The sequence below is a fragment of the Bradyrhizobium sp. PMVTL-01 genome (genome assembly GCF_051861855.1).
Taxonomy (GTDB): Bacteria; Pseudomonadota; Alphaproteobacteria; order Rhizobiales; family Xanthobacteraceae; genus Bradyrhizobium.
The window spans coordinates 3601712-3627878 of record NZ_CP193982.1 but is presented as its reverse complement, the minus strand read 5'-3'; the positions used below and the strand labels follow the sequence as shown (position 1 = coordinate 3627878).

At 65.4% G+C, this 26167-nt stretch carries 28 protein-coding genes, 2 tRNA genes and 1 pseudogene; 13 read left to right on the top strand and 18 right to left on the bottom strand.

What is annotated here, in order from left to right:
- The first annotated feature begins 25 nt into the window (after positions 1-25).
- Positions 26-739: a substrate-binding periplasmic protein gene (locus tag ACRQ5Q_RS17430; RefSeq protein ID WP_439368843.1), complete on the top strand. Its 714-nt coding sequence runs from the start codon at positions 26-28 to the stop codon at positions 737-739.
- Between the two features lie 11 nt (positions 740-750).
- On the opposite strand, the gene ACRQ5Q_RS17425 is transcribed toward ACRQ5Q_RS17430, so the two are convergent.
- Both ACRQ5Q_RS17425 and ACRQ5Q_RS17420 read right to left on the bottom strand, forming a co-directional pair.
- Positions 751-954 carry a hypothetical protein gene (locus tag ACRQ5Q_RS17425; protein ID WP_439368844.1) on the bottom strand — a complete coding sequence of 68 codons (204 nt, stop codon included), beginning with the start codon at positions 952-954 and terminating at the stop codon, positions 751-753.
- Positions 955-980: 26 nt separating this feature from the next.
- Entirely contained in the window at positions 981-1160 is a 180-nt protein-coding gene (locus tag ACRQ5Q_RS17420; RefSeq protein ID WP_439368846.1) for a hypothetical protein, read from the bottom strand.
- A 202-nt stretch (positions 1161-1362) separates the two neighbouring features.
- Between ACRQ5Q_RS17420 and ACRQ5Q_RS17415 the strand changes: the two genes are divergently transcribed.
- The gene (locus tag ACRQ5Q_RS17415) at positions 1363-1743 is read left to right on the top strand and encodes a YciI family protein (RefSeq protein ID WP_439375634.1); all 381 of its coding nucleotides are present in this window, start codon (positions 1363-1365) and stop codon (positions 1741-1743) included.
- A 9-nt stretch (positions 1744-1752) separates the two neighbouring features.
- On the opposite strand, the gene ACRQ5Q_RS17410 is transcribed toward ACRQ5Q_RS17415, so the two are convergent.
- On the bottom strand, positions 1753-2343 hold the full coding sequence (locus tag ACRQ5Q_RS17410; RefSeq protein WP_439368847.1) for a TMEM175 family protein: 591 nt from the start codon (positions 2341-2343) through the stop codon (positions 1753-1755).
- Positions 2344-2471: 128 nt separating this feature from the next.
- Here ACRQ5Q_RS17410 and ACRQ5Q_RS17405 point away from each other — a divergent pair, with 128 nt between their 5' ends.
- The gene (locus tag ACRQ5Q_RS17405) at positions 2472-4529 is read left to right on the top strand and encodes an ATP-dependent helicase (RefSeq protein WP_439399166.1); all 2058 of its coding nucleotides are present in this window, start codon (positions 2472-2474) and stop codon (positions 4527-4529) included.
- On the opposite strand, the gene ACRQ5Q_RS17400 is transcribed toward ACRQ5Q_RS17405, so the two are convergent.
- Genes ACRQ5Q_RS17400 through ACRQ5Q_RS17390 form a run of 3 tightly spaced genes read right to left on the bottom strand, consistent with a single transcriptional unit; the run spans position 4530 to position 7649 of the window.
- A complete protein-coding gene (locus tag ACRQ5Q_RS17400) occupies positions 4530-5777 on the bottom strand; it encodes an amidohydrolase family protein (RefSeq protein ID WP_439368849.1) in 1248 nt (415 codons plus the stop codon). It lies immediately after the preceding gene.
- A 13-nt stretch (positions 5778-5790) separates the two neighbouring features.
- A complete protein-coding gene (locus ACRQ5Q_RS17395; protein WP_439399164.1) occupies positions 5791-6294 on the bottom strand; it encodes a GAF domain-containing protein in 504 nt (167 codons plus the stop codon).
- Positions 6291-7649 (bottom strand): MFS transporter, encoded by a 1359-nt coding sequence (locus tag ACRQ5Q_RS17390; RefSeq protein ID WP_439399162.1) that lies wholly within the window; start codon positions 7647-7649, stop codon positions 6291-6293. Before ACRQ5Q_RS17390 ends, ACRQ5Q_RS17395 begins: the two co-directional genes overlap by 4 nt.
- 112 nt (positions 7650-7761) lie before the next feature.
- On the opposite strand from ACRQ5Q_RS17390, the gene ACRQ5Q_RS17385 reads away from it, so the two are divergent.
- Entirely contained in the window at positions 7762-8685 is a 924-nt protein-coding gene (locus ACRQ5Q_RS17385) for a LysR family transcriptional regulator (protein WP_439368854.1), read from the top strand.
- A gap of 136 nt (positions 8686-8821) precedes the next feature.
- Positions 8822-9853 carry an LLM class flavin-dependent oxidoreductase gene (locus ACRQ5Q_RS17380; protein ID WP_439399160.1) on the top strand — a complete coding sequence of 344 codons (1032 nt, stop codon included), beginning with the start codon at positions 8822-8824 and terminating at the stop codon, positions 9851-9853.
- A 10-nt stretch (positions 9854-9863) separates the two neighbouring features.
- Here the strand turns inward: ACRQ5Q_RS17380 and rlmB are convergent, their stop codons facing one another.
- Positions 9864-10691: a 23S rRNA (guanosine(2251)-2'-O)-methyltransferase RlmB gene (gene rlmB, locus ACRQ5Q_RS17375; RefSeq protein ID WP_439399158.1), complete on the bottom strand. Its 828-nt coding sequence runs from the start codon at positions 10689-10691 to the stop codon at positions 9864-9866.
- Between the two features lie 207 nt (positions 10692-10898).
- On the opposite strand from rlmB, the gene ACRQ5Q_RS17370 reads away from it, so the two are divergent.
- Positions 10899-10984 (top strand) — tRNA-Tyr (locus ACRQ5Q_RS17370).
- A gap of 166 nt (positions 10985-11150) precedes the next feature.
- Here the strand turns inward: ACRQ5Q_RS17370 and ACRQ5Q_RS17365 are convergent.
- Positions 11151-11618 carry a hypothetical protein gene (locus ACRQ5Q_RS17365; protein WP_439399156.1) on the bottom strand — a complete coding sequence of 156 codons (468 nt, stop codon included), beginning with the start codon at positions 11616-11618 and terminating at the stop codon, positions 11151-11153.
- A 56-nt stretch (positions 11619-11674) separates the two neighbouring features.
- Complete coding sequence (locus ACRQ5Q_RS17360) at positions 11675-12160, bottom strand: hypothetical protein (protein WP_439368862.1); 486 nt, start codon at positions 12158-12160, stop codon at positions 11675-11677.
- A 285-nt stretch (positions 12161-12445) separates the two neighbouring features.
- Here ACRQ5Q_RS17360 and ACRQ5Q_RS17355 point away from each other — a divergent pair, with 285 nt between their 5' ends.
- Complete coding sequence (locus ACRQ5Q_RS17355) at positions 12446-12907, top strand: hypothetical protein (protein ID WP_439368864.1); 462 nt, start codon at positions 12446-12448, stop codon at positions 12905-12907.
- Between the two features lie 163 nt (positions 12908-13070).
- A tRNA-Thr gene (locus ACRQ5Q_RS17350) sits at positions 13071-13145 on the top strand.
- A gap of 372 nt (positions 13146-13517) precedes the next feature.
- Here ACRQ5Q_RS17350 and ACRQ5Q_RS17345 read toward each other — a convergent pair.
- From ACRQ5Q_RS17345 to ACRQ5Q_RS17335, 3 genes and pseudogenes are all read right to left on the bottom strand, one after another.
- A pseudogene (locus ACRQ5Q_RS17345) lies at positions 13518-13929 on the bottom strand (GFA family protein).
- Between the two features lie 110 nt (positions 13930-14039).
- Positions 14040-15875 (bottom strand): outer membrane protein assembly factor BamB family protein, encoded by a 1836-nt coding sequence (locus ACRQ5Q_RS17340; RefSeq protein ID WP_439399154.1) that lies wholly within the window; start codon positions 15873-15875, stop codon positions 14040-14042.
- A gap of 350 nt (positions 15876-16225) precedes the next feature.
- Positions 16226-17923, bottom strand: a complete 1698-nt coding sequence (locus ACRQ5Q_RS17335; protein WP_439399152.1) for a methyl-accepting chemotaxis protein — start codon at positions 17921-17923, stop codon at positions 16226-16228.
- Between the two features lie 105 nt (positions 17924-18028).
- Between ACRQ5Q_RS17335 and ACRQ5Q_RS17330 the strand changes: the two genes are divergently transcribed.
- Positions 18029-18358 (top strand): hypothetical protein, encoded by a 330-nt coding sequence (locus ACRQ5Q_RS17330; protein ID WP_439368873.1) that lies wholly within the window; start codon positions 18029-18031, stop codon positions 18356-18358.
- An 8-nt stretch (positions 18359-18366) separates the two neighbouring features.
- Here ACRQ5Q_RS17330 and ACRQ5Q_RS17325 read toward each other — a convergent pair whose 3' ends face one another.
- Positions 18367-18534: a hypothetical protein gene (locus tag ACRQ5Q_RS17325; RefSeq protein WP_439368875.1), complete on the bottom strand. Its 168-nt coding sequence runs from the start codon at positions 18532-18534 to the stop codon at positions 18367-18369.
- A 104-nt stretch (positions 18535-18638) separates the two neighbouring features.
- Here ACRQ5Q_RS17325 and ACRQ5Q_RS17320 point away from each other — a divergent pair, with 104 nt between their 5' ends.
- Positions 18639-19028 carry a hypothetical protein gene (locus tag ACRQ5Q_RS17320; RefSeq protein WP_439399151.1) on the top strand — a complete coding sequence of 130 codons (390 nt, stop codon included), beginning with the start codon at positions 18639-18641 and terminating at the stop codon, positions 19026-19028.
- A gap of 304 nt (positions 19029-19332) precedes the next feature.
- Positions 19333-19587 carry a hypothetical protein gene (locus ACRQ5Q_RS17315; protein ID WP_439368877.1) on the top strand — a complete coding sequence of 85 codons (255 nt, stop codon included), beginning with the start codon at positions 19333-19335 and terminating at the stop codon, positions 19585-19587.
- 27 nt (positions 19588-19614) lie between these two features.
- Here the strand turns inward: ACRQ5Q_RS17315 and ACRQ5Q_RS17310 are convergent, their stop codons facing one another.
- From ACRQ5Q_RS17310 to ACRQ5Q_RS17295, 4 genes are all read right to left on the bottom strand, one after another.
- Positions 19615-19857, bottom strand: coding sequence for a hypothetical protein (locus ACRQ5Q_RS17310; RefSeq protein WP_439368879.1), 243 nt, complete (start codon positions 19855-19857; stop codon positions 19615-19617).
- 254 nt (positions 19858-20111) lie between these two features.
- Positions 20112-20819 (bottom strand): outer membrane protein, encoded by a 708-nt coding sequence (locus tag ACRQ5Q_RS17305; protein ID WP_439368881.1) that lies wholly within the window; start codon positions 20817-20819, stop codon positions 20112-20114.
- 269 nt (positions 20820-21088) lie between these two features.
- On the bottom strand, positions 21089-21523 hold the full coding sequence (locus ACRQ5Q_RS17300; protein WP_439368884.1) for a hypothetical protein: 435 nt from the start codon (positions 21521-21523) through the stop codon (positions 21089-21091).
- A 196-nt stretch (positions 21524-21719) separates the two neighbouring features.
- Positions 21720-22118: a His-rich protein BRANT gene (locus ACRQ5Q_RS17295; RefSeq protein ID WP_439399149.1), complete on the bottom strand. Its 399-nt coding sequence runs from the start codon at positions 22116-22118 to the stop codon at positions 21720-21722.
- Positions 22119-22369: 251 nt separating this feature from the next.
- On the opposite strand from ACRQ5Q_RS17295, the gene ACRQ5Q_RS17290 reads away from it, so the two are divergent.
- Both ACRQ5Q_RS17290 and ACRQ5Q_RS17285 read left to right on the top strand, forming a co-directional pair.
- On the top strand, positions 22370-22912 hold the full coding sequence (locus ACRQ5Q_RS17290) for a tetratricopeptide repeat protein (RefSeq protein WP_439368888.1): 543 nt from the start codon (positions 22370-22372) through the stop codon (positions 22910-22912).
- Positions 22913-23020: 108 nt separating this feature from the next.
- Entirely contained in the window at positions 23021-24406 is a 1386-nt protein-coding gene (locus tag ACRQ5Q_RS17285) for a serine hydrolase domain-containing protein (RefSeq protein WP_439399147.1), read from the top strand.
- Here ACRQ5Q_RS17285 and ACRQ5Q_RS17280 read toward each other — a convergent pair.
- The gene (locus tag ACRQ5Q_RS17280) at positions 24396-25961 is read right to left on the bottom strand and encodes a S10 family peptidase (protein WP_439368894.1); all 1566 of its coding nucleotides are present in this window, start codon (positions 25959-25961) and stop codon (positions 24396-24398) included. The genes ACRQ5Q_RS17285 and ACRQ5Q_RS17280 overlap by 11 nt on opposite strands.
- Positions 25962-26167 lie beyond the last annotated feature (206 nt).

Genomic DNA, 26167 nt, shown 5'->3' with positions numbered 1-26167 from the left:
GTAGCAAGTTCGAAAGGAAAGCGTGATGTGGCGGATTGCCGTCGCCTGGCTGTCTTTGCTCGCAGCCGCTCCATCGCAGGCGCAGGACCTGATCCGGCTGGCGCGCATCGCCGACATCCCCGATCAATATGTCGGCGGCGAGATGCTGCGGGCTGTCTACGCCAAGCTGAACATCAAGCTCGAATTCGAGGACGTTCCCGGCAAGCGGGCGCTCGCGCTGTCGAGCGCCGGCGAAGTCGACGGCGAGATCCAGCGGATCGGGACGCTCTCCCGCGACTATCCGACGCTGGTCCAGGTCACGCCGGCGATCAACTACATCGAGCCCGCGGTGTTCACGACGAAGCTCCATTTCGATGTCGCCGGTTGGGATTCAATTCGAGACTACAGCATCGGCATCGTCCGCGGCGTCGGCTCATCGGAGGCCGGCACGCGCGGCATGGCCCGCGTCACGGCGACGACCAACCTGGAGAGCATGGTCAGGATGCTCGATGCCGATCGTTTCGACCTGATGGTCACCGACCTCTTCAGCGGGCTCGTCGCCGTGCGAAAGCTCAACCTGCAGGCCAGGATCTACCCGCTCTCGCCACCGCTCGAGCGCATCCAGATCTATCACTACTTGCACGAACGCCATCGCGCTCTGGTGCCTGAGGTCGGCAAGGTGATCGCGCAATTGGAGGCGAGCGGCGAACTGGCAACGCTGCGTGAGAGGCTGGTCACGCAGATCCTGAGCGCACCGTAACGGTCGCCGGCTCAGGTCGTGTGAAGCCGTTCGCGAAAGGCGACGGCGGCAATGAGCACGCCGACGCACCAGGCCACGACCGCCCGGTGGGGCTCTTCGGCGAGCAGCACAGTGAATATGCTCGTGACCAGGCATGGCGCGATCGCATTGCCGTTCCGGCTCGCCAGCGAGAGCAGGAATGGTAATGCGGCGATCGAGATTTGCAGGACGCTCATCTGCGAAACCGGTGTCGCCAGAGACTTCAGGAGCCGCAGACATTGCGCGGGCGCTTGCCGCGGCGGCTCTCGACAATGCGTTCGCGGCCATTCTCGGCCGAACTGCCGTAATAGCGGTGGTGACCGCTCTGGTCGTGCAGATCGGCCTGCCCCGATCGGGCCGCCCGCCGCGCGTCGGAGATGATGTTGATGGACTGACCAAACATTGCCGCCTCCAAATTCCTCAGCCTTCTTGGTGGTCATCAGTCGCATCGGCTTCAGGCGGCGTTCACGCCGGCCGGTCGCAATCGGGTTTCAGGATGGTTTCGTCGAGGCCTGCACGACGCAATATTTTGTCGAGGGGGATTGTCGGCTGCGGGCGTGGTGATACGTCCTTTGGACGCGCGCAGCAAGTTCAACGAGGTGACGATGTTTTACGCGATCCTGGCCTATCATGTGGAAGACGAGCTTTTGTCCTGGACGCCGGAGCAGGATGCCGCGGTGGTGGCCAAAGTCATCGAGGTTCAGGCGCCCCTGCGGGCCAGCGGACACCTTGGGCCCGCTGCCCGCCTGGATGACACAAAAAAGGCGCGCACCTTGCGCGGCCCCGGCGCTGGCATGGTGCTGGACGGCCCGTTTGCCGAGACCAAGGAGCAGCTTCTCGGTTTCCACCTCGTCGAATACGACACGGATGAGGAGGCGATCGCGGCGGCGCGGAAGCTGCGCGAGGTCAACCCGACCGCGGTCTACGAAATCCGGCCGGTCAAGCTTTACGTGCCGGCCGATGGGTTCGGCGCGACAAAGAGGTGAGCCAGCGTCTTACGCGTCCGTCCTGGCCGGCGCGGCATAGAAGCGTTGGATCAGGAGTCCGCCGAAAGCGACGAACCACACGAAGGGCGCGACGTGCGGCGCGAATGCCGCCACGACGGTGCCCGGGATGAACACGAGTAGCGGAAACAGCGACGCCATGATCTCGGGGCGCCAGCCGCCCAGGATCGTCCACCACAGCCAGGCATTGAGCCCGGCGATCGCGGTCAGGTGCAGCCCATAGAGCACGGCGACGGCGCTGCTCATGCCATAATTCGTGTAGAGGCCGTTGGTCACCGGCAGCAGCACGATCGAGAGCAGGAAGAACAGGTTGAGGATCACCACGCCACGGCTGCCGAACGGCTGGCGCGCCAGCCGCCGGTGATGGCTGATCCAGAACACACCGGCGATGATGAAGCTGAGCGCCAGGCCGGCGAGCTTGCCGGAATAGACACGGGCAAGATCGTCCCAACCGGGTACGCTGGTGAACACAGCGGCCTTGGGCAGGTCATAGGCCAGAAGCGTCATGGCGACGCCGAAGATGGTGTTGCTGAGCGATTCCAGCCGCCGCATCTCGAACTGGTCGGGCTTGAGCTCGGTCATGCCGGGCGTGCTCTTCTCGGGCTGGAACCGTGGGCCGTCTTCCCCCTAAATCCTAATGCCGGTTCCGTCCAGCCGCATTGCGATTCGCGCCGGGATCGCCGACTCTGCTCCTTTCACCGGGGCGATTCGTGGCAACATATCTGGACACGCTCAATGCGGAGCAGCGCCGCGCCGTCGAGCATGGCGTGGCCGATGGCGCGACCGTGGGAAGCCCCCTGCTCGTCATTGCCGGCGCCGGCTCCGGCAAGACCAACACGCTGGCCCACCGCGTCGCACACCTGATCGTCGCCGGCGCCGACCCTCGCCGAATTCTGCTCATGACGTTTTCGCGCCGCGCCGCAGCCGAGATGGCCGGGCGCGTCGAGCGTATCGCCCGCAAGGTGCTCGGGGAGAACAACGCCGCGATCATGCGCGACGCCCTCACCTGGGCCGGCACCTTCCACGGCATCGGCGCGCGCCTCCTGCGCGAGTATGCCGAGCGGATCGGCGTCGATCCCGCCTTCACCATCCACGATCGCGAGGATTCCGCCGACCTGATGAACCTGGTCCGGCACGAGCGCGGCCTGTCGAGAACCGAGAGCCGCTTTCCGGCCAAGGGCACATGCCTGTCGATCTATTCGCGCTGCGTCAACGCCGAGACGGAGATCGAGAGGGTGCTGGGGCAGCACTATCCCTGGTGCGCCGGCTGGGCCGCCGAGTTGAAAGGCCTGTTCGCAGCTTACGTCGAGGCCAAGCAGTCCCAGCACGTGCTCGATTACGACGATTTGCTGCTGTACTGGTCGCAGATGATGAGCGATGCGCTGGTCGCCGAGGAAATCGGTGGCCGCTTCGATCACGTGCTGGTCGATGAATATCAGGACACCAACCGCCTGCAATCCTCGATCCTGCTGGCGCTGAAGCCCGACGGCCGCGGCCTCACCGTGGTCGGCGACGACGCGCAGTCGATCTACTCGTTCCGCGCCGCCACCGTGCGCAACATCCTGGATTTTCCGCAGAGCTTTTCGCCGCGCGCGGACATGATCACGCTCGACCGCAATTACCGCTCGACGCAAACGGTGCTGGCGGCCGCCAACGGAGTCATCGGCCTCGCCCGCGAGCGCTTCACCAAAAACCTCTGGACCGACCGGACCTCCGGACAGAAGCCGCAGCTCGTCACGGTGCATGACGAGGCCGACCAGGCCCGCTACATCGTCGAGGCGGTGCTGGCCAATCGCGAGCAAGGCGCCCTGCTCAAGCACCAGGCGGTGCTGTTCCGGACCTCCTCGCATTCCGGTCCACTCGAGATCGAGCTGACCCGCCGCAACATCCCGTTCGTGAAGTTCGGCGGGCTGAAATTCCTCGATGCCGCGCATGTCAAGGACGTGCTGGCCTTACTGCGCTTTGCCGAAAATCCGCGCGACCGCGTCGCCGGTTTCCGCATCCTGCATCTGCTGCCGGGCATCGGCCCTGCGACGGCGCAGCGCGTGCTCGACCAGATGGCGGAGAGCACCGAGCCGCTGCACGCACTCGGCCAGCTTCCGGTGCCGCCGCGCGCGGGCGCGGACTGGACCGACTTCGTCCGCACGGTCGCAAATCTGCGCTATTCGGAATGGCCGGTCGACCTCGAACGCGTGCGGCTCTGGTACGAGCCGCATCTCGATCGCATCCACGAGCATTCCGAGACGCGCCGCGCCGATCTGATGCAGCTCGAGCAGATCGCCAGCGGCTACTCCTCGCGCGAGAAATTCCTGACCGAGCTAACGCTCGATCCGCCGGATGCGACCAGCGACAAATCAGGTCCACCCTTGCGCGACGAGGATTATCTGATCCTCTCCACCATCCATTCCGCCAAGGGCCAGGAGTGGAAATCGGTGTTCGTGCTCAACGTCGTCGACGGCTGCATGCCGTCCGATCTCGGCGCCGGCACCAGCGCCGAGATCGAGGAGGAGCGCCGCCTGCTCTATGTCGCGATGACCCGCGCCAAGGACGATCTGCACCTCGTCGTGCCGCAACGCTTCTTCGTCCACGGCCAGGCCGCCAAGGGCGACCGCCATGTCTATGCCTCGCGTACCCGCTTCATCCCGGAATCCCTGGTCTATCTGTTCGAGCGCACCGCCTGGCCCAAGGCCGCCCCGGGCGCGGCGCGCACCGCGGCGCAAGGGCCGAAGATCGACATCGGCGCGAAGATGCGCGGGATGTGGCGGTAGTTACGCGCCCAGCCGGTCGAACTGGACCTTGCCTGCCTTCATCACCATTGGAATGTACTCGCCCTGGCCGAGCAGGCAGGCGACTTCGCGCAGCGGGTTGCCGTCGACCACGAGCAGGTCCGCAATAGCTTCGGGCGCGATCCGACCGAGCTTGCCCTCCATGCCGAGCACCTCGGCGCCGATCAATGTCGCGCTGGCGATGACGGCGCGCGGGCCGAGAATCTCGGCACGGATACGGAATTCGTCGCTCTGCAGGCGCTGCGACGGCCCGAGCAGATCACTGCCGAAGCCCATCTTCACGCCGGCATCGCGATAGATCGCGAGCGAGCGCAGGCCGGCGTCGCGAACATCGGCGATCTTGGCGACGCTCTCCGGCGGCAGGCCATATTGGGCGCCCTCGTTGGCCAGCGCCTCGTAGGTGACGAGCGTCGGCACCACATAGGCGCCGTTCTCGGCCATGAAACGCGCGGTCGGCGCATCGACCAGGTTGCCGTGCTCGATCGTGCGCACGCCGCAGCGGACCGCGCGCTCGATTGCGGCAGCAGTATAGGCATGCGCAAGCACATAAGTCTGGCGCCCGCGCGCCTCCTCGACGATGGCGCGGATCTCGTCCTCGGAGTAGCCGAAGGCGCCGACCGGATCGGTCGGAGAGGCAACGCCGCCAGAGGCCATGATCTTGATCTGGTCGGCGCCCATCTGGAGCTCTTCGCGCGCGGCCTTGCGCACGCCGTCGACGCCGTCGGCAACGCGCGCCAGCGCGCCGACACGCACGCAGCACGGACATGGCGCATCGCTCGCGAGGTAATCGGAACGTGCGCGCATGTCGCCATGCCCACCGGTCTGGCTAAGCGCGCGGCCGGAGACGAACAGCCGCGGTCCGTCGGTGAGACCGGTCTCGATTGCCTGCTTCAGCGCGTGGCCGGCACCGCCGGCATCGCGGACGGTGGTGAAGCCCCGCCGCAGCATGCCGCGCAAGAGCAATGTCGAGCGCAGCGTCACCAGCACGTTCGGCATGTGCACCTGTTGCGCCAAATTGAGCTCGACGGCGATGGCGTGCACGTGAAGATCGATCAGGCCGGGCATCAGCGTCTTGCCCTTGAGATCGATGGTGCGATCAGCAGCGGCCTGGATCGGCCGGTCGGAGACCTCCTTGATCAGATTGTCTTCGACCAGTACGTGCTGTCCCTCCAGCAGTTCCGGCTGGAGCGGGTCGAGCAGAGCGGCGTTCTTGAAGAGGATGCTGGGCATCGCGACAGTCCTATCAGAGATCGGCCGGCGCGAGCAGCGCCGGCAAGGTGAGCTGGGCAAAGGGAAGGCACGCGGCGACATCATCTTCGCCATACCACCCCGCCTCGTGAAGCAGATTGAGCGAGCCGAGCGTGCGCCCGCGCCAGCGCACGGGCATGTTGAGCACGCTCTCGCAGCCGAGCGAAGCGATCAGCTCGTGGTCGGAGAAGACCGTGCGCAAATCGTCCCGGGTTCGGCCGATATAGGCCTCGCCGCGATCGAGCACGGCCTCGGTCCACGGTCCGGGCGCGAGCCGTTTGCGTCCGCCGGTCGGGTACGGACCGGGCAGATTGGAGTAAATGCGAGCCAGTTCGCTGGTCGCCTCGTCATAGGTGAGGATCGTGAACAGCTTGTGCCCGATCGCCGACTTCACGGCCTGGTCCAGCGCCACGAACAGCGCATCCGGCTGATCCACCCTCCCCTGCGCGGCCGCGACCGCGCACAGCAACGGATCAGCCGTAACTTTCGGCCGCGTCATGCCACCTCACCCGCCGCAATCTCCTCTAGCGATCGGCCGCGGGTCGGCACGCCCATCAGCACGACGGTGACGGCGCCAAGCAGCAGCACCGTGGTGGTGACACCGAACACGCCGGCAAAGCCAAAATTCGGATAGAGATAGCCGACCAGGATCGGCGACACGATCGCGCCGATGCGGCCGATTGCGGAAGCGAGCCCCGCGCCCGTGGTCCTGACCGGCGTCGGGAACACTTCGGCGGTATAGGCATAGACGCCCGCATAGGTGCCATTCATGAACAGGGACAGGAAGATTCCCGCCGCCATGATCTGCTGGTCGCTCCGCGCGAAGGCGAGCCCGAGCGCGCTGAGGCCGCCGAGCACCATGTAGGTCGCGATCGTCGCCTGCCGGCCGATGCGCTCGTTGAAATACGCGGCGCTGAAATAGCCGGGAATCTGCGCGCAATAGATCGCGATCGAATAGGCGAAGCTCTTGGTGATGCTCATGCCGTTCTGGACCAGCAGGCCGGGGATCCAGACGAAGAAGGAATAATAGCTGAAGGTGATCGCCAGCCACATGATCCAGGTCATGACGGTGATGCGCGCCTGCCGGCTCGCCAGCAGCGCCGTGAAATTGGCGAGCAGCGTTCCGCCAGCGCACGCTGGCACGGCTGCTTCGACCACCGGCTGCGGCAGGACATGGCCCGCGCGCGCAAAGCCCGCCTCGATCCTGTCCAGCAAGGCTTCGGCTTCCTTGCCCCTGCCCCGGCTTTCGAGCCAGCGCGGCGATTCCGGCAGCGCCCTGCGCCACCACAGCAGCATGACGACGGGCACTGCCGTGATGACCAGCACGATGCGCCAGCCATTGTCGGAAGTGGGAACGATGAAGTAGCCGAGCAGGGCCGCAGCGACGAAGCCGAAGGAGAAGAAGCCCGCGAGCGCCCCAGTGAAGCTGCCGCGATAGCGCCGCGCGACGAATTCGGCGAGGTAAGGCGCGATGATCGCGCTCTCCGCGCCGGTGCCCATGCCGGCCACGACGCGCGCGGCGAAGAAGGACGGCCATGTGTCGACCATCGCGCTCACGATCGACGCCGCGCAATACAGCGCCAGCGCCGACATCATCACCGCACGGCGGCCGATCAGGTCGCCCAGCGTGCCCGCCAGCAACGCGCCGAACAGGAAGCCGATATAGGTGCTGCTGCCGAGCACGCCGATCTGCACGCTCGTCAGATTCCACGCCGTGCGCAGCACCGGCAGGATGAAGGCCAGCACGGCCGCGTCCATCGCGTCGAACATGTAGCCGAGCCCGCCCATCAGCAACAGGTGCGTGTGAAAGCGTGCGAACGGAAGGCGCTCGATGCGCGCCGATATCATCGACATGAAAAGTCCCCTCTGATGTCACGGGCCCGGCGCGCCGCTCGGGAGGGAACCATAGACAAAGTGACATTATCGTCATAATTTATAATCATGATCTGATGTATCACCATGGTGAATGTTCGTGTCGTTCCGCGCGCTCGACCTCAACCTCCTGAAAGTGTTCGAGGCGCTGATGACGGAGGGCAGCGTCACGCGTGCCGCGACTGCGTTGCGGATGACACAGCCCGCGGTCAGCAACGCGCTGGCGCGGCTGCGCGACGCGCTCGGCGATCCCCTGTTCGTGCGGGCCGGCACCGGCATCCGCCCGACCCAGCGAGCGGCTGCGCTGTGGGAGCCGATCGGCGAGGCGCTGGAAAGCGTGCGCGGTGCGCTCGACGAGCAGGTGTTCGATCCTGCACGTGCACAGACCGAATTCAGCCTGTCGATGTCGGACTACGTCTCCTCGCTGGTGATGCCGGACCTGCTCGGCCATCTCGGCAAGGTTGCGCCGAAGTCGCGCGTCCACACCGTGCCCAATACCGTCGTCGAGATTGCCGACCAGCTCGAGGACAACAGGGTCGACTGCGTGCTCAGCGTCTATGTCAATGAGGCGCAGCAGCCGGCCTCCATCCGCTCGCGCTCGCTGTGGACGGTCGACTATGCCTGCTTCATGCGGCGCGGCCATCCGCTCGCCACCCAGAAACGGCTGAGCACGCGCACCTTCCTCAACGCTGGACATGTCGACGTGAGCCTCGCCGGCAAGACCATGCCGTCCTACGACCTCTTCCTCGCCTCGCGCGGGCTGTCGCGCAACCTCGTCGCGACCGTGAATCACTACAGCGCCGCCTACGAGGTCGTGCGCCAGTCCGACCTGATCGCCGTGCTGCCGAGCGACCTGCGCTCGCAATCACGGCACGCGCCGCTGCTGCACGCCATGCCGCTTCCACTCAAGGCGCCGCCGCGCATCGTCAGCCTGTTCTGGCACCAGCGCAACGACACGGTGCCGGCGCAGCGCTGGCTGCGCGAAACCCTGGTCGAGATGTTCGCCGGATCCAGTTGAGGTCGCCGGTCGATGAAGAACCGGAAACGATGCCTTTCCCGGATCAGCATTGTCGAAACGGCTTCCATCTCCTAGCTCCACCGCAACGCTTTCCTCCCACACGACGCGCCTGTCGCGCCCCGCAGAGACCCCATCGATGACCGCACCGCTTGAATTCGGACTGGATACCTTTGGAGACGTCACCAAGGACGCCTCCGGCGCGATGCTTCCCCACGCGCAGGTGATCCGCAACGTCGTCGACGAGGCCGTGCTGGCCGACGAGCTCGGCCTCGGCTTCATCGGGCTGGGCGAGCATCACCGCGCCGATTTCGCGATCTCCTCGCCCGAGACCGTGCTGGCCGCAATCGCATCGCGCACGAAGCGCATCCATCTCGGTTCGGCCGTGACGGTGCTGAGCTCGGACGACCCGATCCGCGTGTTCCAGCGCTTTGCGACGCTGGATGCGCTCTCCAACGGGCGCGCCGAGGTGATCCTCGGCCGCGGCTCCTTCACCGAATCCTTTCCGCTGTTCGGCTTCGACCTGCGCAAATACGAAGAGCTGTTCGAGGAGAAGCTCGAACTGTTCGCCGCCCTGCTGTCGCAGCAGCCGGTGACCTGGCAAGGCAAGCTGCGCCCGCCGCTCAGGGATCAGCTGGTCTATCCGCCGGTCGAGAGCGGCCGGCTGAAGACATGGATCGGCGTCGGCGGCAGTCCGCAATCGGTGGTGCGCGCGGCGCACTACGACCTGCCCTTGATGCTCGCGATCATCGGCGGCGATCCCGCGCGCTTTGCGCCCTACGTCGATCTCTATCACCGCGCTTTCGAGGAGTTCGGTCGCCCGGCGCAGCCGATCGGCGTGCACTCGCCCGGCTATGTCGCCGAGACCGATGCGCAGGCGCGCGAGGAGCTATGGCCCGACTACAAGGCGATGCGCGATCGCATCGGCAAGGAGCGCGGCTGGCCGCCCATGGGGCGCGACGAATTCGTGAACGAGGCCGAGCACGGCTCGCTCTATGTCGGCTCTCCGGAAACCGTAGCGCGCAAGATCGCGAAGACCACGAAGGCGCTCGGGATTTCACGGTTCCAGCTGAAATATTCGGCGGGGCCCCTGCCGCACGAGAAGCTGATGAAGAGCATCGAGCTCTATGGGCGCAAGGTGGTGCCGCTGGTACGGGAGATGATGGTGTAGCACTCGTGGCTTACTTCATCAGCCCGAGCCGGCTTGCGCCGACATAGAGAGAGAGCACGGCGGCGTTGGAGACGTTGAGGCTCTTGATCTCGCCGGGCATGTCGAGCCGTGCCACCACGCTGCAGGTCTCGCGGGTCAATTGCCTGAGGCCCTTGCCTTCGGCCCCTAGCACCAGCGCAAGCGGTTCGCGCAGCGCGACGTCCGAGAGGTTCTCGGTGCCCTCGCTGTCGAGGCCGACGGTCTGGAAGCCGCGCTCGTTGAGCGCGATCAGCGCGCGGGCGAGGTTTTGCACGGCCACCATTGGCACGAGTTCGAGCGCGCCCGAGGCGGCTTTTGCAAGCACGCCGGTGGCTTCCGGGCTGTGGCGCGCGGTGGTGACGATCGCCTTCACCGCAAAGGCCGCGGCCGAGCGCAGGATGGCGCCCACATTGTGCGGATCGGTGATCTGGTCGAGCACCAGCACCATGCCTTCCTGCTTCAGGCTTTCGATGTCAGGCGAAGGCAGAGGATCGGCTTCGGCGAGCAAGCCCTGATGCACGGCGTCGGGCGACAGCAGGCGGTCGATCTCCTGTGGTCGGACGATCTCGGGCGCGACGCGGGTCGCGATGTTTTCCTCCGCGAGCCGCCTTGCGGCGTTCTCGGTCAGTGTCAACTTGCGGATCCGCCGTTTTGGATTGGCGAGCGCCATGGTGACGGTGTGCCAGCCATAGAGGATGACCGGGCCGTCGGATTGCGAATCGCGGTCGCGCCAGGCCGGGCGGCCAGCCGATTTTCCGGGCCTGTTGAAGGGCTTAGCCCCGCCGCGGGGGCCCCTCGGGGCGAATTTTTTGTCCTTCATGGGCTCGCTTGTGTCACGGGCGCCGGAATATGGCAATTTGGGTGCCTCCAGCGGTGATTTTAGCTGTTCGCCTCGGTTGACTTTGCCCCACCGCTTCGCCCATAAACGCGCCCGGTCGCGCCCCCATCCGGGCTGTCGCGGCCTTCACGTTCCATGGCCGTCTTCGGTCCGCCGGCAAGGTCCGGCCCGATTGTGCTGCCGTCGAGCGGGGGAGTGTCCCGAGTGGCAAAGGGAGCTGACTGTAAATCAGCCGCCTCATGGCTTCGCAGGTTCGAGTCCTGCCTCCCCCACCAGCCTTCGCTCGCTTCGCGAGCTTCGGCTTGGCAAGCCACCTCGAACACGACGAACTTCTCTTAGCTGGATTTGTGTGATCGCTCGTGCGACACGGGCACATCAGAAAAGCAAAAAGCCCGTCCGCGTTGTGCGAACGGGCGTCTCGTAACTCAACCGATCAAGCGATCAGTAGTAGCGGCGCAGCGCGCGATGGCCGCCGTAGTACGGGGCGTAACGGTGGGCGTAGCGCGGGCCGTAGCCATAATGCACGCGCGGCAGATAGCCGTAGCGCGGACCGTAGCCGTAGCGATACGGGCGGTGATAGGGGGCGGCGCGGTAGCCATAGCCGTAGCCGTAATTGGCGGGCGCGACGACCGCGTCCTCACGATAGGTCGGATACGGCGCGAAGGCGCCCGGGCCGGTATAGGTCGGCCCCTGGTTGACGTAATAGTACTGCGTGGCCGGCTCGGCGAGACGCTCAAAGGCGCCATAGCTATAGCCGTAGCCATAACCATAGCCTCCGCAGCCGGTATTGCAGCCGGTATAGACAGGTGCAACGGGTGCGCACGTGGTGAAGCCGCACGCCGCGGCAGGCGCAGCCCCGACGAACATCACGGCAGCCGCCGCGACCCCTCCCGAAATCATTTGACGCATTACTCTCTCCTGTTGATTTCCGTTTGTTGGATTTTGTCTTGGATGCTTGATGCTTCTTAACCCGGCGGCTTGCCGGGGATTTCGACGTGCGGCCGAGGCCGGGGGCGCCGCGGACGATCGTTGATCTCGGGTGCGTAGATCACCGGCGGCGGATCGACCGGCACGTCCATCTGCGCCGGCAGCGGCGCGGACGACGCGCCCCAGCTCTGGTGGTAGCTCTCGGCGGGTTTTGGCAATCTGCGGTTCGCGGGCGGCTCGACCTCGAGCCGGCCGTAGCCGGGCCGCAAGCCCAGCGTCGGATAATAATGGCCGACGTCGGAAGGCTGCCGCTCGGCGATATAGCGCCCGCCATAGATCGTCGGCTGCACCTGGACGTTCTTGCCCAGGCCCCAGACACCGACGACGACGCTATAGGACGCATCGATGTTGTTGATGATGATGGGCACGCCGGGGCGACCGGGCACGACAATGTCGAAGCCGCCGCCGGCCAACGCCGTCGCAGGCAGTCCGATCAAGAAGGCAGCGAGCGCCACAGCGCGCATGAGAAGGTTCCGGTTATCCGGAACACAACCTAACCGATCGCGACACCGAGAGGGTTAAGGCCCGCTCACCAAATTCCGGTAAGCCTAACGCGTAAGGATCGGTAGCTGCTCAAATGCTGCGCCACGGGCTAGTGAAGCATTAACGGCGCCGGACCGCGGCACCGGAACACGTGACATGCTCACATCCGTTTGACCGTCGATGTGCAAATTCGGCTGGTTTGATCGGAACGCGCGGCATCGTCAGCGTTTAAGCACCCGTCCAATCAAAACGGGAGATCAACAACCATGAACATCAAACTCCTTGGAGCCACCGCGATTGCAGCAACCATGCTGGCTGGCTCCGCCATGGCGCAAGCGGTGATCAACAATCCCGGCCGCTGCTCCGCGCAATTCCCCAACGCCAATTGCCAGAACCTCGGGCCTGGCAACCCCTATACCGAGCGCGGCTATCGCCACCGCCGCGTCGGCTACCGCCAGACCAACGGCGACTGGGACAACGACTGGAACAGGAGCCCCACCGGCTTCTGGCCGACCGACGTTGCGGCTGGCGTAGCCGGCGCCGCGATCGGCACAGCGGGCGCGATCGCAACCGCGCCGTTCCGCGCGTGGGACAATTCCTACGCCTACGACCGTTCATGGGACAATCGTGGCTGGGACACCCGCACCTACGCCCAGCGCAACGGCTTCGTCTGCACACCCGGCACCTGGTTCAAGGGTGAAGACGGGCGGCGGCACATCTGCCAGTAAGACGGCTCAAGTCGAGCGCGACCTGTCAGGCGGCCCCAAGGGCCGCCTCAATGATGTCCTCGAGGATCGTGCGCGGGTTCTGGCACTTTCCAATCAAGTCTGGTATTGCGGCGCCCACGGGTGGACAGCCCCGGCGCAGGCCGGCTGCCCACGTCCCAGCGTCGCCGGCTTAGCTCAGCGGTAGAGCAGCGGTTTTGTAAACCGAAGGTCGGGGGTTCAATCCCCTCAGCCGGCACCATGGGTTTAGCCGACGCCGCGTCGTGGCCTGACGCAAGAACCAAATCACCAGTTCGGCGTTATCGTTCTACCGTAGACCGACCTCGCGGAGGTCTCGCGATGGACCCGAATGATCGAGCAGCCTTAGCCCTATCCGCTGTCGCCTTGGCCATCGCCATCGTGGTTGCCTCGACGGTGACGCTAGAGCGCGTCAATACCCGCACTGCCAGCAACGACGCACCTCCCGGAACGGTCGGCCTCGCCAGGCCTCACCCGCCGCTCGACCGTGCTCCCGGTGAACCGATACAGACAACTGGGACGCCGTCCAACGCGAGGCAGCGTCCCTAACCCAGCACCGCAACCGGCACCAGCGCTCGATGCCGGCGCGTCCGCCTCAACTCTTGCGCAGGCTGCTCTGTTCGAAGCGCTCGACACCCGAGCCTATCTCGACCCAGGCATGTTTCGATTGCTCGAACAGCGATCTGACCGGCGCCGGGAAATCCGGGTCCGCGATGGCGCCGATGGCGACGCCGATCATGTCGAGCAGATTGTCGGCTTGCCAGTAGACCGTTGAACCGCAGTCAGGACAAAAATAGCTGCGGACCTTGCCGCCGCTCGCGCCGGCGCGAACGTACTCCCCTCGGTGCGCCGGAGATCGTGACGGCGTCCGCCGGATAGAACGCACCGACACCAAACGGTGCCCCGGTTCGCCGCTGGTAGTGGATGCAATGACAGGCCGCGACCAGCCTGGTCGGCCCTGGAAGCGAAAGTGAAACAGCGCCGCAACTGCAGCTGGCTTCGATCATCGAATTTGCCTCCCACTGCCGATTGCATTGAAAGAGCAGCGCCGCTCACTCTGCGCCGTCGATGAGGTAACCTCGAGCCGGGTCCCGCAGGGAAAGATTCCGTGAGGCTCTCACTCCGTCCCCGCCTCGAACGCCAGCAGCACGTTGCCGGCGACGCCGCTCCACTGGCCGTAGCCGGCATTGGTGTAGAGCATGCCGCCTGCGATGACCGGCCCGGGCCCGTCGATCGCGCCACCATGGGCGGGGACGCCGTTCACGGCCTTGAAATCCTGCGCGGTGTCGAACTCCCAAAGCAGCTTGCCGTCCGTGGCGTAGGCGCGCAGGAAGCCGCTGACGCTACCGGAGAACACCACCCCCGGGATCAGGCTCACCGCCGCCGAGAGCGCGGGACTGCATTGACGACGGTCGCCGCAGGGGACCGGGGGCACTTCCATTTCGATCTTCCCGCTGGCGAGGTCGAGGCCGAACAAGCCGCCTCCTTGCGTGGGATCGAGTTGCCGCGTTCCGTCGCGGGTAAAGCGCACGTCGGAGTTGGCGACATAGATGCGCTCACCATCCGCGGCGGAGCCCCACTCGCTGCCGCCGAGCGCTCCGCCCTTCCCGATCCGCGTCTGCCACAGGATTTTGCCGCCGTCATCGGGATCGAGCGCGTGCACGACGCCGGATTTCTGCGCGATGGCGAGCACGCGCCTGCCGTCACGCAAGGTCGCAAGAATAGGCGACTGGCCGAAATCGTGATCGGGTCCGTGATCGTCGGGACAATTGGTCTTGTCCACGCCGTAGCATGCCACGACATAGGCGTCCTTGGGCGTGGCCTGCCGCTTCCAGAGCAGTTTCCCCGTTCCGAGCTCCAAAGCGAGGATCGCATCTGCGGTTGCGGCCGGCGGGTTCGAATAGGAATTGCTGGTGGCGACATAGACGGCGTTGCGCTCCGGATCGATCGTCGGCGCCGACCAGATGGCGGCGCCGGACGGGCCGAACAGCTGCGTGCCTCTCGCATTCCTGCTCGTCGGATGCGGCACCTCCGGGATCGTATAGGCCTGCCACACCAGCTTGCCGGTCGCGGCCTGCAGCGCCACCACACTGCCGCGGAAGGTGCAGCATTCGTAACCGGGTTGCGAGCCGGCGGCTTCCTCGAGCGAGGACACCGGAACGTAGAGCACACCGGAATGCAACGTCGGCGCGCCGGTGATGCGCGCGGCGGCATGTTCCTCGACCTTGGTCTTCCAGACCAGCGCGCCGGTCAGCGCGTTCACGGCATAGGCGTTGGCGCGCAAATCGCCGAAGAAGACCACGAACTGATCGGAGCCTGGAAGTTGCCCGAAGCTGATCGCGGCGCGCACGGCCCCGTCTGTCGCGAATGTCCACAGCGTGCAGCCGCTTTTCGCGTCGAGCGCATGCACCTTGCGATCGGTGCCGCCGATGAACAGCACTCCGCCCATAATGGTCGGCGGCGCAAAGGAGACCGAGGCGCCAGGAAACGCATAAGCCCATTTCAGCCGGAGGTTAGGCACCTGCTCCGCCGTCAGCCCCGCCATGTCGGCGGGCTGGAAACGGCTGTTGTTGAGGTCGACGCCCCACCCGTTCCAGCGCGGACCATCGAGAGCCTGCGGAAAGCCGCTGAGCTGCTGCGTGCAACGGCCTTCCGCGTCGGCTGCAACACCGCTCCCTGCGGCCTTGCCGGTGACGAAGGCCGCAATCGCGCGACGTTCGGCCTCGCTACGGTCCTTCGCCATCGGCGCCATGCTGCCGGAGGTCAAGGTCCCCAGCACATGATCGAACGACATCGACTGCATGGCGGTGCGGCCCGGTACACGGCTCTGCGCATCGCCTTCGTGGCACTGCGCGCAATGCGTGGCGTAGAGCGCGGCGCCGTCCTGCTGCTGGGCCAGGGCCGGAGCGCAACACCAGGTCAACAACGCGGCCAGGACGGCACTTGCTCTCATGGGTGAGCTCCGGCGGGGTCATTGCAATACCGAGATCGCGGCACAACCGAAAGTCTATCGCCGGGACGATCACGTGCGCAATGGACGTTCGACCCGCGTCTGTCACACATCCGTGGCAATGCGGACGCGATCGCGCGCAGCGGAGACGGCGACTGACAGGTTGGGTCAGAGTTCAACATGAGGTAGCATGCCCACCCATGCGTCCCGCCACCGCCGAGGAAAAGGCCAAGATGGTCGCCGGTGCGGCTACGACCCTCATCATGACGGCCGTGCTGTTCGTAATCGCTCTTGCACTACTGCTGCCGCAATAGGCGCAATCGGCGCGGCGGACGACAGCCGCCGCGCTGGGCTTATGCCGCGCGCACCGTGCGCAGGAATTTGCCGACTTCGTCCTTCAGCCGGTTGCTGTCGGTGGCCAGCATCTTGGCGGTCGAGAGCACCTGCGAGGAGGCCGAGCCGGTCTCGGCGGCGCCGCGCTGCACATCGGTGATGTTCGCGGAGACCTGCTGGGTGCCGTGGGCGGCCTGCTGCACGTTGCGCGAGATCTCCTGGGTCGCCGCGCCCTGCTCTTCCACCGCTGCGGCGATGGTCGAGGACACCTCCGAGAGCCGCTCGATCGTCGCGGAGATATCGCGGATCGCATTGACGGATTCCTGGGTCGCGGTCTGGATGCTGGAAATTTGCTGGCTGATTTCGCCGGTCGCCTTCGCGGTCTGCTCGGCCAAAGTCTTCACCTCGGAGGCAACGACCGCGAAGCCGCGACCGGCCTCGCCGGCGCGCGCCGCCTCGATCGTGGCGTTCAGCGCCAGAAGGTTGGTCTGGCCGGCAATGGTGTTGATCAGCTCGACGACGTCGCCGATGCGCGTGGCGGCGACAGAGAGCTCGCTCACCCGCTCGGTCGTGGTGCGCGCCTGGGTGACGGCTTCGCCCGCCATCCGCGCCGATTCCTGCACCTGGCGGCTGATCTCGTTGACCGAGGAGGACAGCTCCTCCGTCGCGGTCGCAACCGACTGCACGTTGCCGGTGGCTTCGCCCGAAGCGGCCACGACGACCGAGGTCAGCTCCTGCGCGCGATGCGCGGTGGTGGCCAGCGTCGAGGACGAGGCCTCGAGCTCGGTGGATGCCGATCCAACCGTCTCGATGATCTCGCCGACCGCCCGCTCGAAGCCGTCGGCAAGGTTGATCATGTCGCGGCGGCGCTGCTCGGCCGCCTGCTTCTCCGCTTCGGCCTGGGCCGCCTTGAGCCGCTCGACTTCGAGCCCGTTGGTCTTGAAGATTTCGACGGTCCTGGCCATGTCGCCGATCTCGTCGCGGCGCTCCTTCTCGGGCACCTCGATCTCGAGATCGTTGCGGGCGAGGCCCTCCATCGCGAGCTTCAGCCGGGCGATCGGCCGGGACATCGCATTGAGGCCGATGAACAGCGCGATCGCGATGCCCAGGACCAGGCCGCCGGCGCTGACGCCCATCACGGTCCAGGTCGCGGACCTGGCATCGCGGTTGATCGCTTCCTTGCGCTTGCCGGTCGCCTGCGCCGTGTCGGTCACGAACTGGACGATGCGTGCGAGCGCTGCGTCCAGCACCGGATCGCACTCCTTGTGCGCACGTTCGGCAGCCTTGGCGTTGTCCTCCACGCTGCTCGCCTGCGCGCCGGCCTGGAGCACGGGATCGCAGCTTACGAACGCGGCCTTGAGCTGATCACCGATGCTCTTGATCTGGCTCGCGCGGGACTGATCGTCCTGCTCCGCTGCGTCGAGGTATTGAGCGATCTCGTTGCGGTTCTGGTTGGCGGTCTTCAGGCGGGCGCCGTTGCCGGCCTCCGTCGCCTCGGTGAAGACCGCATAGAGCGCCGCGTGATAGGTCTCGGCGCGACGCTGGGCGCGCGTCAGGTTGAGGGCCGAGGATTGCGCGGCAGCGAGCTCGCTGAACCCGTCGACGATCGCTGAGAGTTCGCGCGTGCCGAAGCCCGCGACGGTGATCATCGCGCAGCCCATCGCCGCCACGATCAGGGCAACCTTCCACACGATCTTCAGATTGTTCAAAAACCTCATCTCAGCGGTCCAATGATTTCAGGGCAAATCCCAGCAGCGTGCATTGGAACCCGCGGAGGTTAAAATTTGATACCACCTGCCCGTGTAGTCTTACGGAAAAGCGGTATGGAGCATTTCCGTAAGCCCTCGCGTAAGCTTCGGCCTTTATGTACGGCCTTTGGCCCCAGGTTTGTGCCGGTCCGGAACCATTCGGGCGCGCCAATCGTTCTCGGCCTGATGCAGATCCGTGAAGAAAATCGAAACATGTTCCTGCTGGGGACGGTGGCGCTTTGCTGCGCCATCATGGCCGGCACGGTTGCGCTGCTCGAGCCCGTCTTGGGACGGGCGCCCGCGAGGCAGGTCGCGGAGAGCAAACCTGTCGATGTCGCAGCGCCGGCGGCGGTCCGGGTGGTCGGTGCGCCGTTCGCGCCCAACGTCAAACCGCGCGAGCGATAGCACTCACCTCACCTCGCCGGCGTGCCTTCGGCGTCCTCGGCCTCGGCATGAACACGGACCAGCTCCTCAACGAACGCGATCACCTCCGCCCGCTTGTCAGGCGGTAGCGAGAGGAAGGCGCGCACGAGCCTCAAGCCCTCCACTTCGAGCGACTCTTCTTCTTTCCCGGCATCCATCCGCCTACTGTCGGGCGACCGGGAAGAATATGCAATCCCCTTGCCGGATTACCTCCTTGATTCGCACCGCGAGCTTTGGTGGAATGACCCAACAGGGGGCGCCAATGAAGTGGATCGCGGAGCGCGACGCACTGATCGCGCAGACACTGGCCTTCGTCCAATCCGTTACCGGCAGGAAGGATGAGCTCCATCCGCCGGAGCTCCCGCCTGCTGAATGCGGGGTCACCACGGACATCGTGGCCGTGCAGGCTGTTGCGGTCGAAACCAACCTGCCGCCGGCCGCATCTTCGCCCGAACCCCAAGCCCGGCCTGTCCAGATCCCGCCGCGCCGCACCGGTGGCGATTTCCGCACCGAGATGCAGGCCAGGATCGCGAATTTCCGCAAGCATCAGGAGCGATTCGAGCGCGAACGCGAGGAATATTGCACGGCGACCCTGACAAAGCTTCGCGCCTCCCTCCGCGAATTCGGCCCTCCTCCGCCGGCCGAAAAATAGGGCACCGCCCGTCCGTCAGGGATTTAGAGCCAGGACCACACCAGCCACAGATTGGCTGCGCAGGCGCCGAACAACGCCAGCGTCAGCGGCAGGAGCATGTGCCCGCAGGAGGTTTTCAGGTCGCTCGTCATGACCAAAACATCCGCTGATTCCAGCCGGAGAGTCCCAGGGATTCTTTTTTTGGGGATTCAGGACTCCTTTACGACTCAAGGCCTGACCGCCTCGATCACGGCCCCGTGATCGCGGTGCCGGCCGGAACCCCTCCCGGGGCAATTCGTTAATGCGATTTCCCGGAGCGGAAAGAATGCCGTACGCTTTGTTCTGTAACGACGCCCAAATCAGCAAGGCCTATCCAGATGAGTCGGACGTCTGGAAATTGGCGCTGCGGAGCGGTCTGGTCGTCGATGTCAGCGCAGACGAAGAGCGCGCCGGGCCGCGCCGGGTGCTCGACAACGACTACGAGATCAAGCCCTGCTTGGCGGCCCAGGGCGAGGATCCTGCCCGGAACAAGGCCGAGGCCGAGCGTCAATCCACGATGGAGCTGGAGCTAAATTCCTGAGGTCCGGCCGCGAGGCCGGCGGATGGCTCAGGGCGTGGCGGTCGCGAGCGAGGCCTGCTCGCCAGCCAGCACCACGCAGGCCTTGCGGCGGTGCAGCCCGCGGATCGCGCCGGTGACCTTCAGCACCTTGCCGGAGGGACAGGAGGCGTCCTTGACGAAGGCGACCTCATAGGGTGCCAGCATCAGAGGCTCGGATTTGAGGATTGTTTGAGCAGAGCACGGCGAGGCGAAGAAGCACGAGAGCGCTACTGCCGACATCAAGATACGCATGACCGTCGTCCCACCAGCCCGGGAAATCCCATAATAACGCGTTCCGGAGCGCGAGTTCCGTAAGCGGCAAAAATTATTTTTGCTTTACGCCAGCCCCATGACACGCGTGAGAAAGCGCGTGCCGGAATGTTTGCTTGCAAATGACGCGCCAGATGGTTCACGCGAGGCAAACAGCGGACCGGCTCGCCAGAGACCGCAAACGAAAGGCCAGCTGGAAGCCGGCCTTTGTCAGATCTGGGATCGCCTTTGGCAGGTCAGTAGCGCGTGGCTGCCGGACCGCCCCAGCCGAAGCGGTAGTTCACACCGACCTTGACGGTATGCTCGTCTTCCCTGCCGCGAACGCCGACGATGTCAGCCGGCCCGGAGGTGAAGGTCGTGTTGCCAAAGTTGTAGTACTGGTACTCGGCCTTGGCCGACCAGTTGGGCGCGAACATGTATTCGAGGCCGGCGCCGACGGTGTAGCCGTCCTTGTTGTTGCCGGTCGCGGTGAAGGTCTGCGGGACCCCGGCGACGTTCACACCAAGGCCGCCATTTCGCCAGGCGTAGCCGCCCTTGGCGTAGAGCAGCGTCGGGCCCCAGGTGTAGCCGATCCGGCCGGTGACCGATCCGAGCTGGTCGGTGTTGGACGTCACCTGCGTGCCCAGCGGAAACGTGACACCATTGTTGTTGGTCGGCAGCCAGGAATACTGGGCCTCGACACCCACCACCCAGTTGGGCGCGAACTGGTAGTCGAAGCCGCCCTGCACGCCGCCTAGAAAGCGAGCGTCGCTCGACTGGAAGCTGCTGTCGCCGGAAAACGCGCCGCCGACGTGGCCGCCAATGTAGAAACCGGTCCAGTTGTAGATCACCTGCGGCGGCGTCGGGGCCGGCGCCCGGGTGTAGGTGCGCGGCTGCATGTCGGCCGCGGCGACCGGCGCTGCCAGCGCAAGCAAGGCGACTGCGCCCAGCAAGATCGTCTTCATGTCCATCCCCGTTCTTTCAAAATCGACCCTCAGCAAACAACGTGGCGCGAATTTGGTTGCTTCGCGGCGCTTCGTAACTGTAACGGGGCGGCAACATCGCGATTTTGTTCCGTCACGCGTTCTTGTGCCGACAGATTTCATCGTTTGCGCAAGACCTGCCGTAACGATTAGTCGCAAGGCGAATCCGCCCGTTCAAAGCTCGCCGAAATGTGATCCCGCGGCTCCCGGCGGCCCTGTCCTAGCACCCGCCGATGAAGGCGGGCTTTGCGCTAACGCGCCATCTTTTCCAGTTCCGGAAAGGGTGTGTAAACCGCGCCAGCGCAGAGCTCGCCGGCGCGGTCGATGATGCGGTCGCCCCGCCCGTTGACGAAGACAGCGGCCCGTTCGCGCAGGCCCTTGTAGCTGCCGTCGCTCTCACGTGGCGTGAAGTGCAGGCAGGCGACATAGAACTGGCGTCCGCCGATCTCGCGCAGCACGGGGTCGGCCATGCTGGCCTCGCGCACGCCGACCGGATTGTTGAGATAGGTGCGCATCAAGGCGAGCGTGTCGCTGCGGAAATTGTCGGGAAAGGGCTGCGGTCCTCCTGCCTGGGTCCCGCCAATCAGGCTTGGACGGTCGCCGTCGCTGCCGAAGCACGCCGCGAGCACCAGCGGCAATGCCAGGACCAATGTCGCGCCCGCCGCACGTTTTACCAACCGCCCCACAGGTCACGCTCTCCGCTCGCCCAGACTCGGGAGGTGTTCTAGCCCCATGGTCGCGAGAAGGGAATTCACCTGCAGGCGCACCGGCCCCCTGCCGGTGCCTTGCGCTATCGCGCAGGACGCCGAACGGCGGGCCGGGCCTGAATTCCGCACGCGGCAGCAGGGCAATGCCAGGGATGCCGCCGCGCGGGATCAGTCGTTAGCTGCGCTTCTCGGTCGTCACCGGCTTGGTGACGTCCGGCTGCGTCTTCAGCGACTTCTTCGCCGACAGATGCTTGTGGTGATGACGATGCTTCCGCACGGTCTTGTGCTCGTCGGGCGTGACCGCCGCGTTCGCATTCATCGCCTTCGACTTGCTGTCGACCTTGGCATCGGCCTTGGCGTCAGCAGCCTTCGCACCGGAGGTTTTGACATCGGAGGTCTTGGCATCGGCCTTGACACCGGCATCCGGCTTCACGGCCGTGGTCGATGCCTTGGTTTGGGTCTGGTCCGCCTTGATTACAGGAGCGGTCGTGGTGCTCTTGCCGGTTTCGGCGGCGAAGGCCGGGGCTGCGATCACGGAAGCGGCGAGCAAGGCTGCGGAAATGGTCTTCAACATGGTGGTCTCCTCTTGGAAGGATCTCGAGGCGGCGCCCTCTCGCCGACCCTTCGATCGTAGGTGGGAGCCTAGGCGCCGCGCACTGAACCCAGTCTGAAGCCCATTGCAGGCTTCCATTCATCTGGATGACAAGTTTGTCATCTGCCCACGGGGCGAATAGATCGTGCGACGCGGGAATGTTTTCGCCTCCTGGGTGTTCCGGTCTTCGGGCAATCGTGTAGGATCGCCACGTTCCATACGGGAGAACTTAGATGCGCAAACTCTCAATGCTTGTTGTGCCGGGCCTCGTCGCCATGACGCTGGCGGCCGCGCCGGTGCTGTCCAGCGCCTACGCCGCTGGCAGCGACGAGCCGTCCTCGCCGCCGAAATCGGATTCCTCGTCCAAGAAGGGCAAGAAGAAGAGCTCCTCCGTCAGCGATCCCAAATTCCTCGCGGCCTATCGCACCGCCTACACCGCGATCTACGACAATCACGACTACACGGGCGCGATCGACCAGCTGAAATCGCTCAAGCGCGACGACGTTGCCGACGTCGCCAACCTGATCGGTTACTCCTATCGCAAGCTCGGCGACTACCAGTCATCGAAGGTCTATTACGAGCTGGCGCTGCAGGACGATCCGAACCACGTCCGCACCTGGCAGTATTACGGCCTCTGGCAGCTCGAGCAGGGCAACCGCGAGCAGGCGCAGTATCACCTCAACAAGATCGCATCGCTCGCCGGCACCGACAGCTCCGAGTATCGCTCGCTTGCCGCAGCCCTCGACAAGCCGACCGGCGCGACGCTCGTCTACTGAAGTCTGCGCATCTTCGAATGAAGCGAACGGGCACAACCCAGGGATTGTGCCCGTTCTTCGTTCTCGGCTACCCTTCGCGCACGAATCCTCCCTCACAAACGGTGTGCAATGGATACGTGGCTGCGGTCCGCGATCGACTACATCGGCTCCTGGATCGAATTCCAGCAGGCGACAATTCAGCAGCCCGGCGTCATCATCGCCTTCGCCCATCGCGGCGAAATCGTCGCCGAGCACGCATTCGGCCTCGCCAATCTCGACACCGGCGAGAAGCTCACCCCGCGCCACCGCTGCCGCATCGCCTCACACTCGAAAAGCTTTACCTCAGCCGGCATCATGAAGCTGCGCGAGCAGCGCAAGATCCGGCTCGATGATGCGGTCGGCCAATATGTCAGCGGCCTGCACCCGCGCGTCGCCGAGACGACGATCGCACAGGTGCTCTCGCACAGCGCGGGGCTGACCCGCGACGGTGCCGATTCCGGCCAGTTCATCGACAGCCGTCCGTATCTCCATGCCAAAGAGCTGCTCGCGGAGCTGAAGTTGCCGACTGCGATCGAGCCCGGCACGCGCTTCAAATATTCCAATCACGGCTTTGCCCTGATCGGTCTCGTCATCGAAGCGGTGACGAAAGAGCCCTACTCCGTCTGGATCAAGCGCGAGATCATCGAGCCCGCTGGGCTGCGCGAGACCGAGCCGAATGCGCCGCTGCCGCGGGGCGCGCTGTTCGCGCGCGGCCATACGCGAAAACTGCCGTTCGGCGAACGCTGCGTGATTCCCGGTGACAACCCCGCATATGCCATGGCCTCGGCCGCCGGCTTCGTCGCCACCGCCGCCGACACCGCCCGCTTCTTCGCGCAGCTTGCCCCCAACGCGAAAAAGAGCGTGCTCTCGGTCGCAAGCCGCCGCGAGATGACGCGGCATCATTGGCGCATCCCGCAAAGCTTCGAGGCCTATTACGGTCTCGGCGTCAATGCCGGGAAGACCGACGGCTGGGACTGGTTCGGCCATGGCGGGGGCTTCCAGGGCTACATCTCGCGCACCTGCACGATCCCCACCTGCGAACTTTCGATCAGCATCCTCAGCAACTCCCTCGACGGCGCCGCGCCGTTCTGGATCGACGGCGCGATGCAGATCCTGCGGGTCTTCAAGACCCGCGGTGCGCCCGACCGTCGCGTGCGTGACTGGACCGGCCGATGGTGGACGATGTGGGGTGCGACCGATCTGGTGCCGGCCGGCAACCGCGTGCTCGTCGCCAACCCGCAATTCAACAATCCGTTCATGGATGCCGGCGAGATCGAGGTGACCGGCCGCGACACCGGCAAGCTCGCCTGGGCCGCCGGCTATTCCAGTCACGGCGAGCCGGTACGCCGCGTGCGCGACAAGCGCGGGAGGATCAGCGACATCTGGCTTGCCGGCGCCAATGTGAAGCCGGAAAAGGTGGTCGCACGCGAGATCGCGCGCAGATATCCGCCGCGCAAGCGGCGACCTATTCCCTGATCAATCCCTCGACCTCGCCGCGCAGGGCCTGCCGTGAGCCGTCGCGCGAATAGAACATGTGACCGCCGGGATAGACGGCGAATTTCACGCGTCGGGCCGCGAATCCAGGCAATTGGTCGAGCACCCGCTTCGTTCCGAAATAGGGCGTGGCGAGATCGAAGAGGCCGTGCGCGACAAGCACGTTCAGCTTTGCGTCGGTGGCGAGGATCTGGCGCAGCTCCGACACGGATTGCGGCGGGTTGATGCCGCGGCCGAAATCCCAGTTGCCCTCGACGCTACCGTTCAGGACCTCGTAGGAGCCGTCGGGCCGCCAGTTCAGCTTGCGCGTGAGGACATCGACCGCGGCGCTCGTCAGCGGGGCCTGGAGCGCATCGCCGGAAGGGTCGCCGAAACGGGAATTGCCCGAATCCGGATAGGGATCGTAGCCGCGCACCGAGCCGTCGTAACGTCCCGTCACCTTGCCGTTCTTGCGATCGAACTCGCGGCAGAATTCGCCGACGTCGAAGCGGCCGGCGAGCCTGCGGCTCACCGCCTGGTCGATGCCCGTGAGCTCGGCGACCTTGTCGGCCAGGCGCGTGGTCGCTTCCTTGTCGGCCTCCCCCTTGACGAGGTCGGCCAGGAATTCGCCGCGCGCATAAGCCTCGACGTCGGCGAGATCTGAGCGCTTGACCGGTCCTCTGGCTTCGCGCGCCACCGCGACATAGCTCGGCAGCGTCGCGACATATTGCAGCAGGCTCGTACCGGTGAACTCGCGGAAGTCGAGCAGCGGCGACACCAGGATCAATCCCCTGACGCCGACGCCGTGCTGGAGCTGCAACTGGCGGACCACCTTCGGCCCGCGAATGCCGCCATAGCTTTCACCCGCGACGTATTTCGGCGAGGTCAGGCGGTCGTGTTTCTCGAGCCAGCGGCGGATCACGAGCGCGATCGAATTGACGTCGCCATCGACGGAGTAGAAGGATTTTCGCGCGTCGTCACCGCTCGCGACGAAGCGGCTATAGCCGGTGCTGACAGGATCGATGAAGACGAGATCGGTGAAGTCGAGCCAGGTTTCCGCGTTCGGCTTCACCTCGGGTGAAGCCGAAGGTGACAGCGCTTCGCCCTCGAGCGGCAGCCGCCAGGGACCCGCAGCGCCGAACTGGAGCCAGGCCGAGGATGCGCCGGGTCCACCGTTGAACAGGAAGGTCACCGGGCGCGTCGCGCGGTCGGCACCGTCGAGCTCGTAGGACGTGTAGGCGATGTCGGCCAGCGGCTCGCCCTTGCCGTCGAACACGCGGATGGAGCCGGCGGTCGCGGCGAAGTTGAGGGCACGGCCGGGCAGATCGAGCGTTTGCTTCGTCGTCGAATCCGGCGGCAGACGGTGCGGCTCGGCGGACGGCGGATTTTGCGACGTGCTTTGCGCGCCACCACCGCGCCCGCCCTTCTGTCCGGCTGGCGCCGTCGTTTCCGAGCGCGGCTGCGGCGGATCATCCGCGCGTGCAGATCCTGCGAGTGCAAAAACCCACACCGCCAGCACCAAGGCCGCGGAACGCAGCGCCGGCAAGCTCGTGACCATGATCGTTCTCCCTGACCGGCTGTGAGGCCGCAAGGCTAGCGCGGAATTGCGACGGTTTGGGGGATCATCGACGAAGCCCCCTGAACAGGCCGATCGGGCTCGAAACGCCCCGGTTTGCCCCTGTCGAGCCATCGGCCGTTTGCCTTGAAGGGTGGTCATCCTCGACAATGGAGCCCAACCTCGTATAGACGAGCCCGGCGGAACTT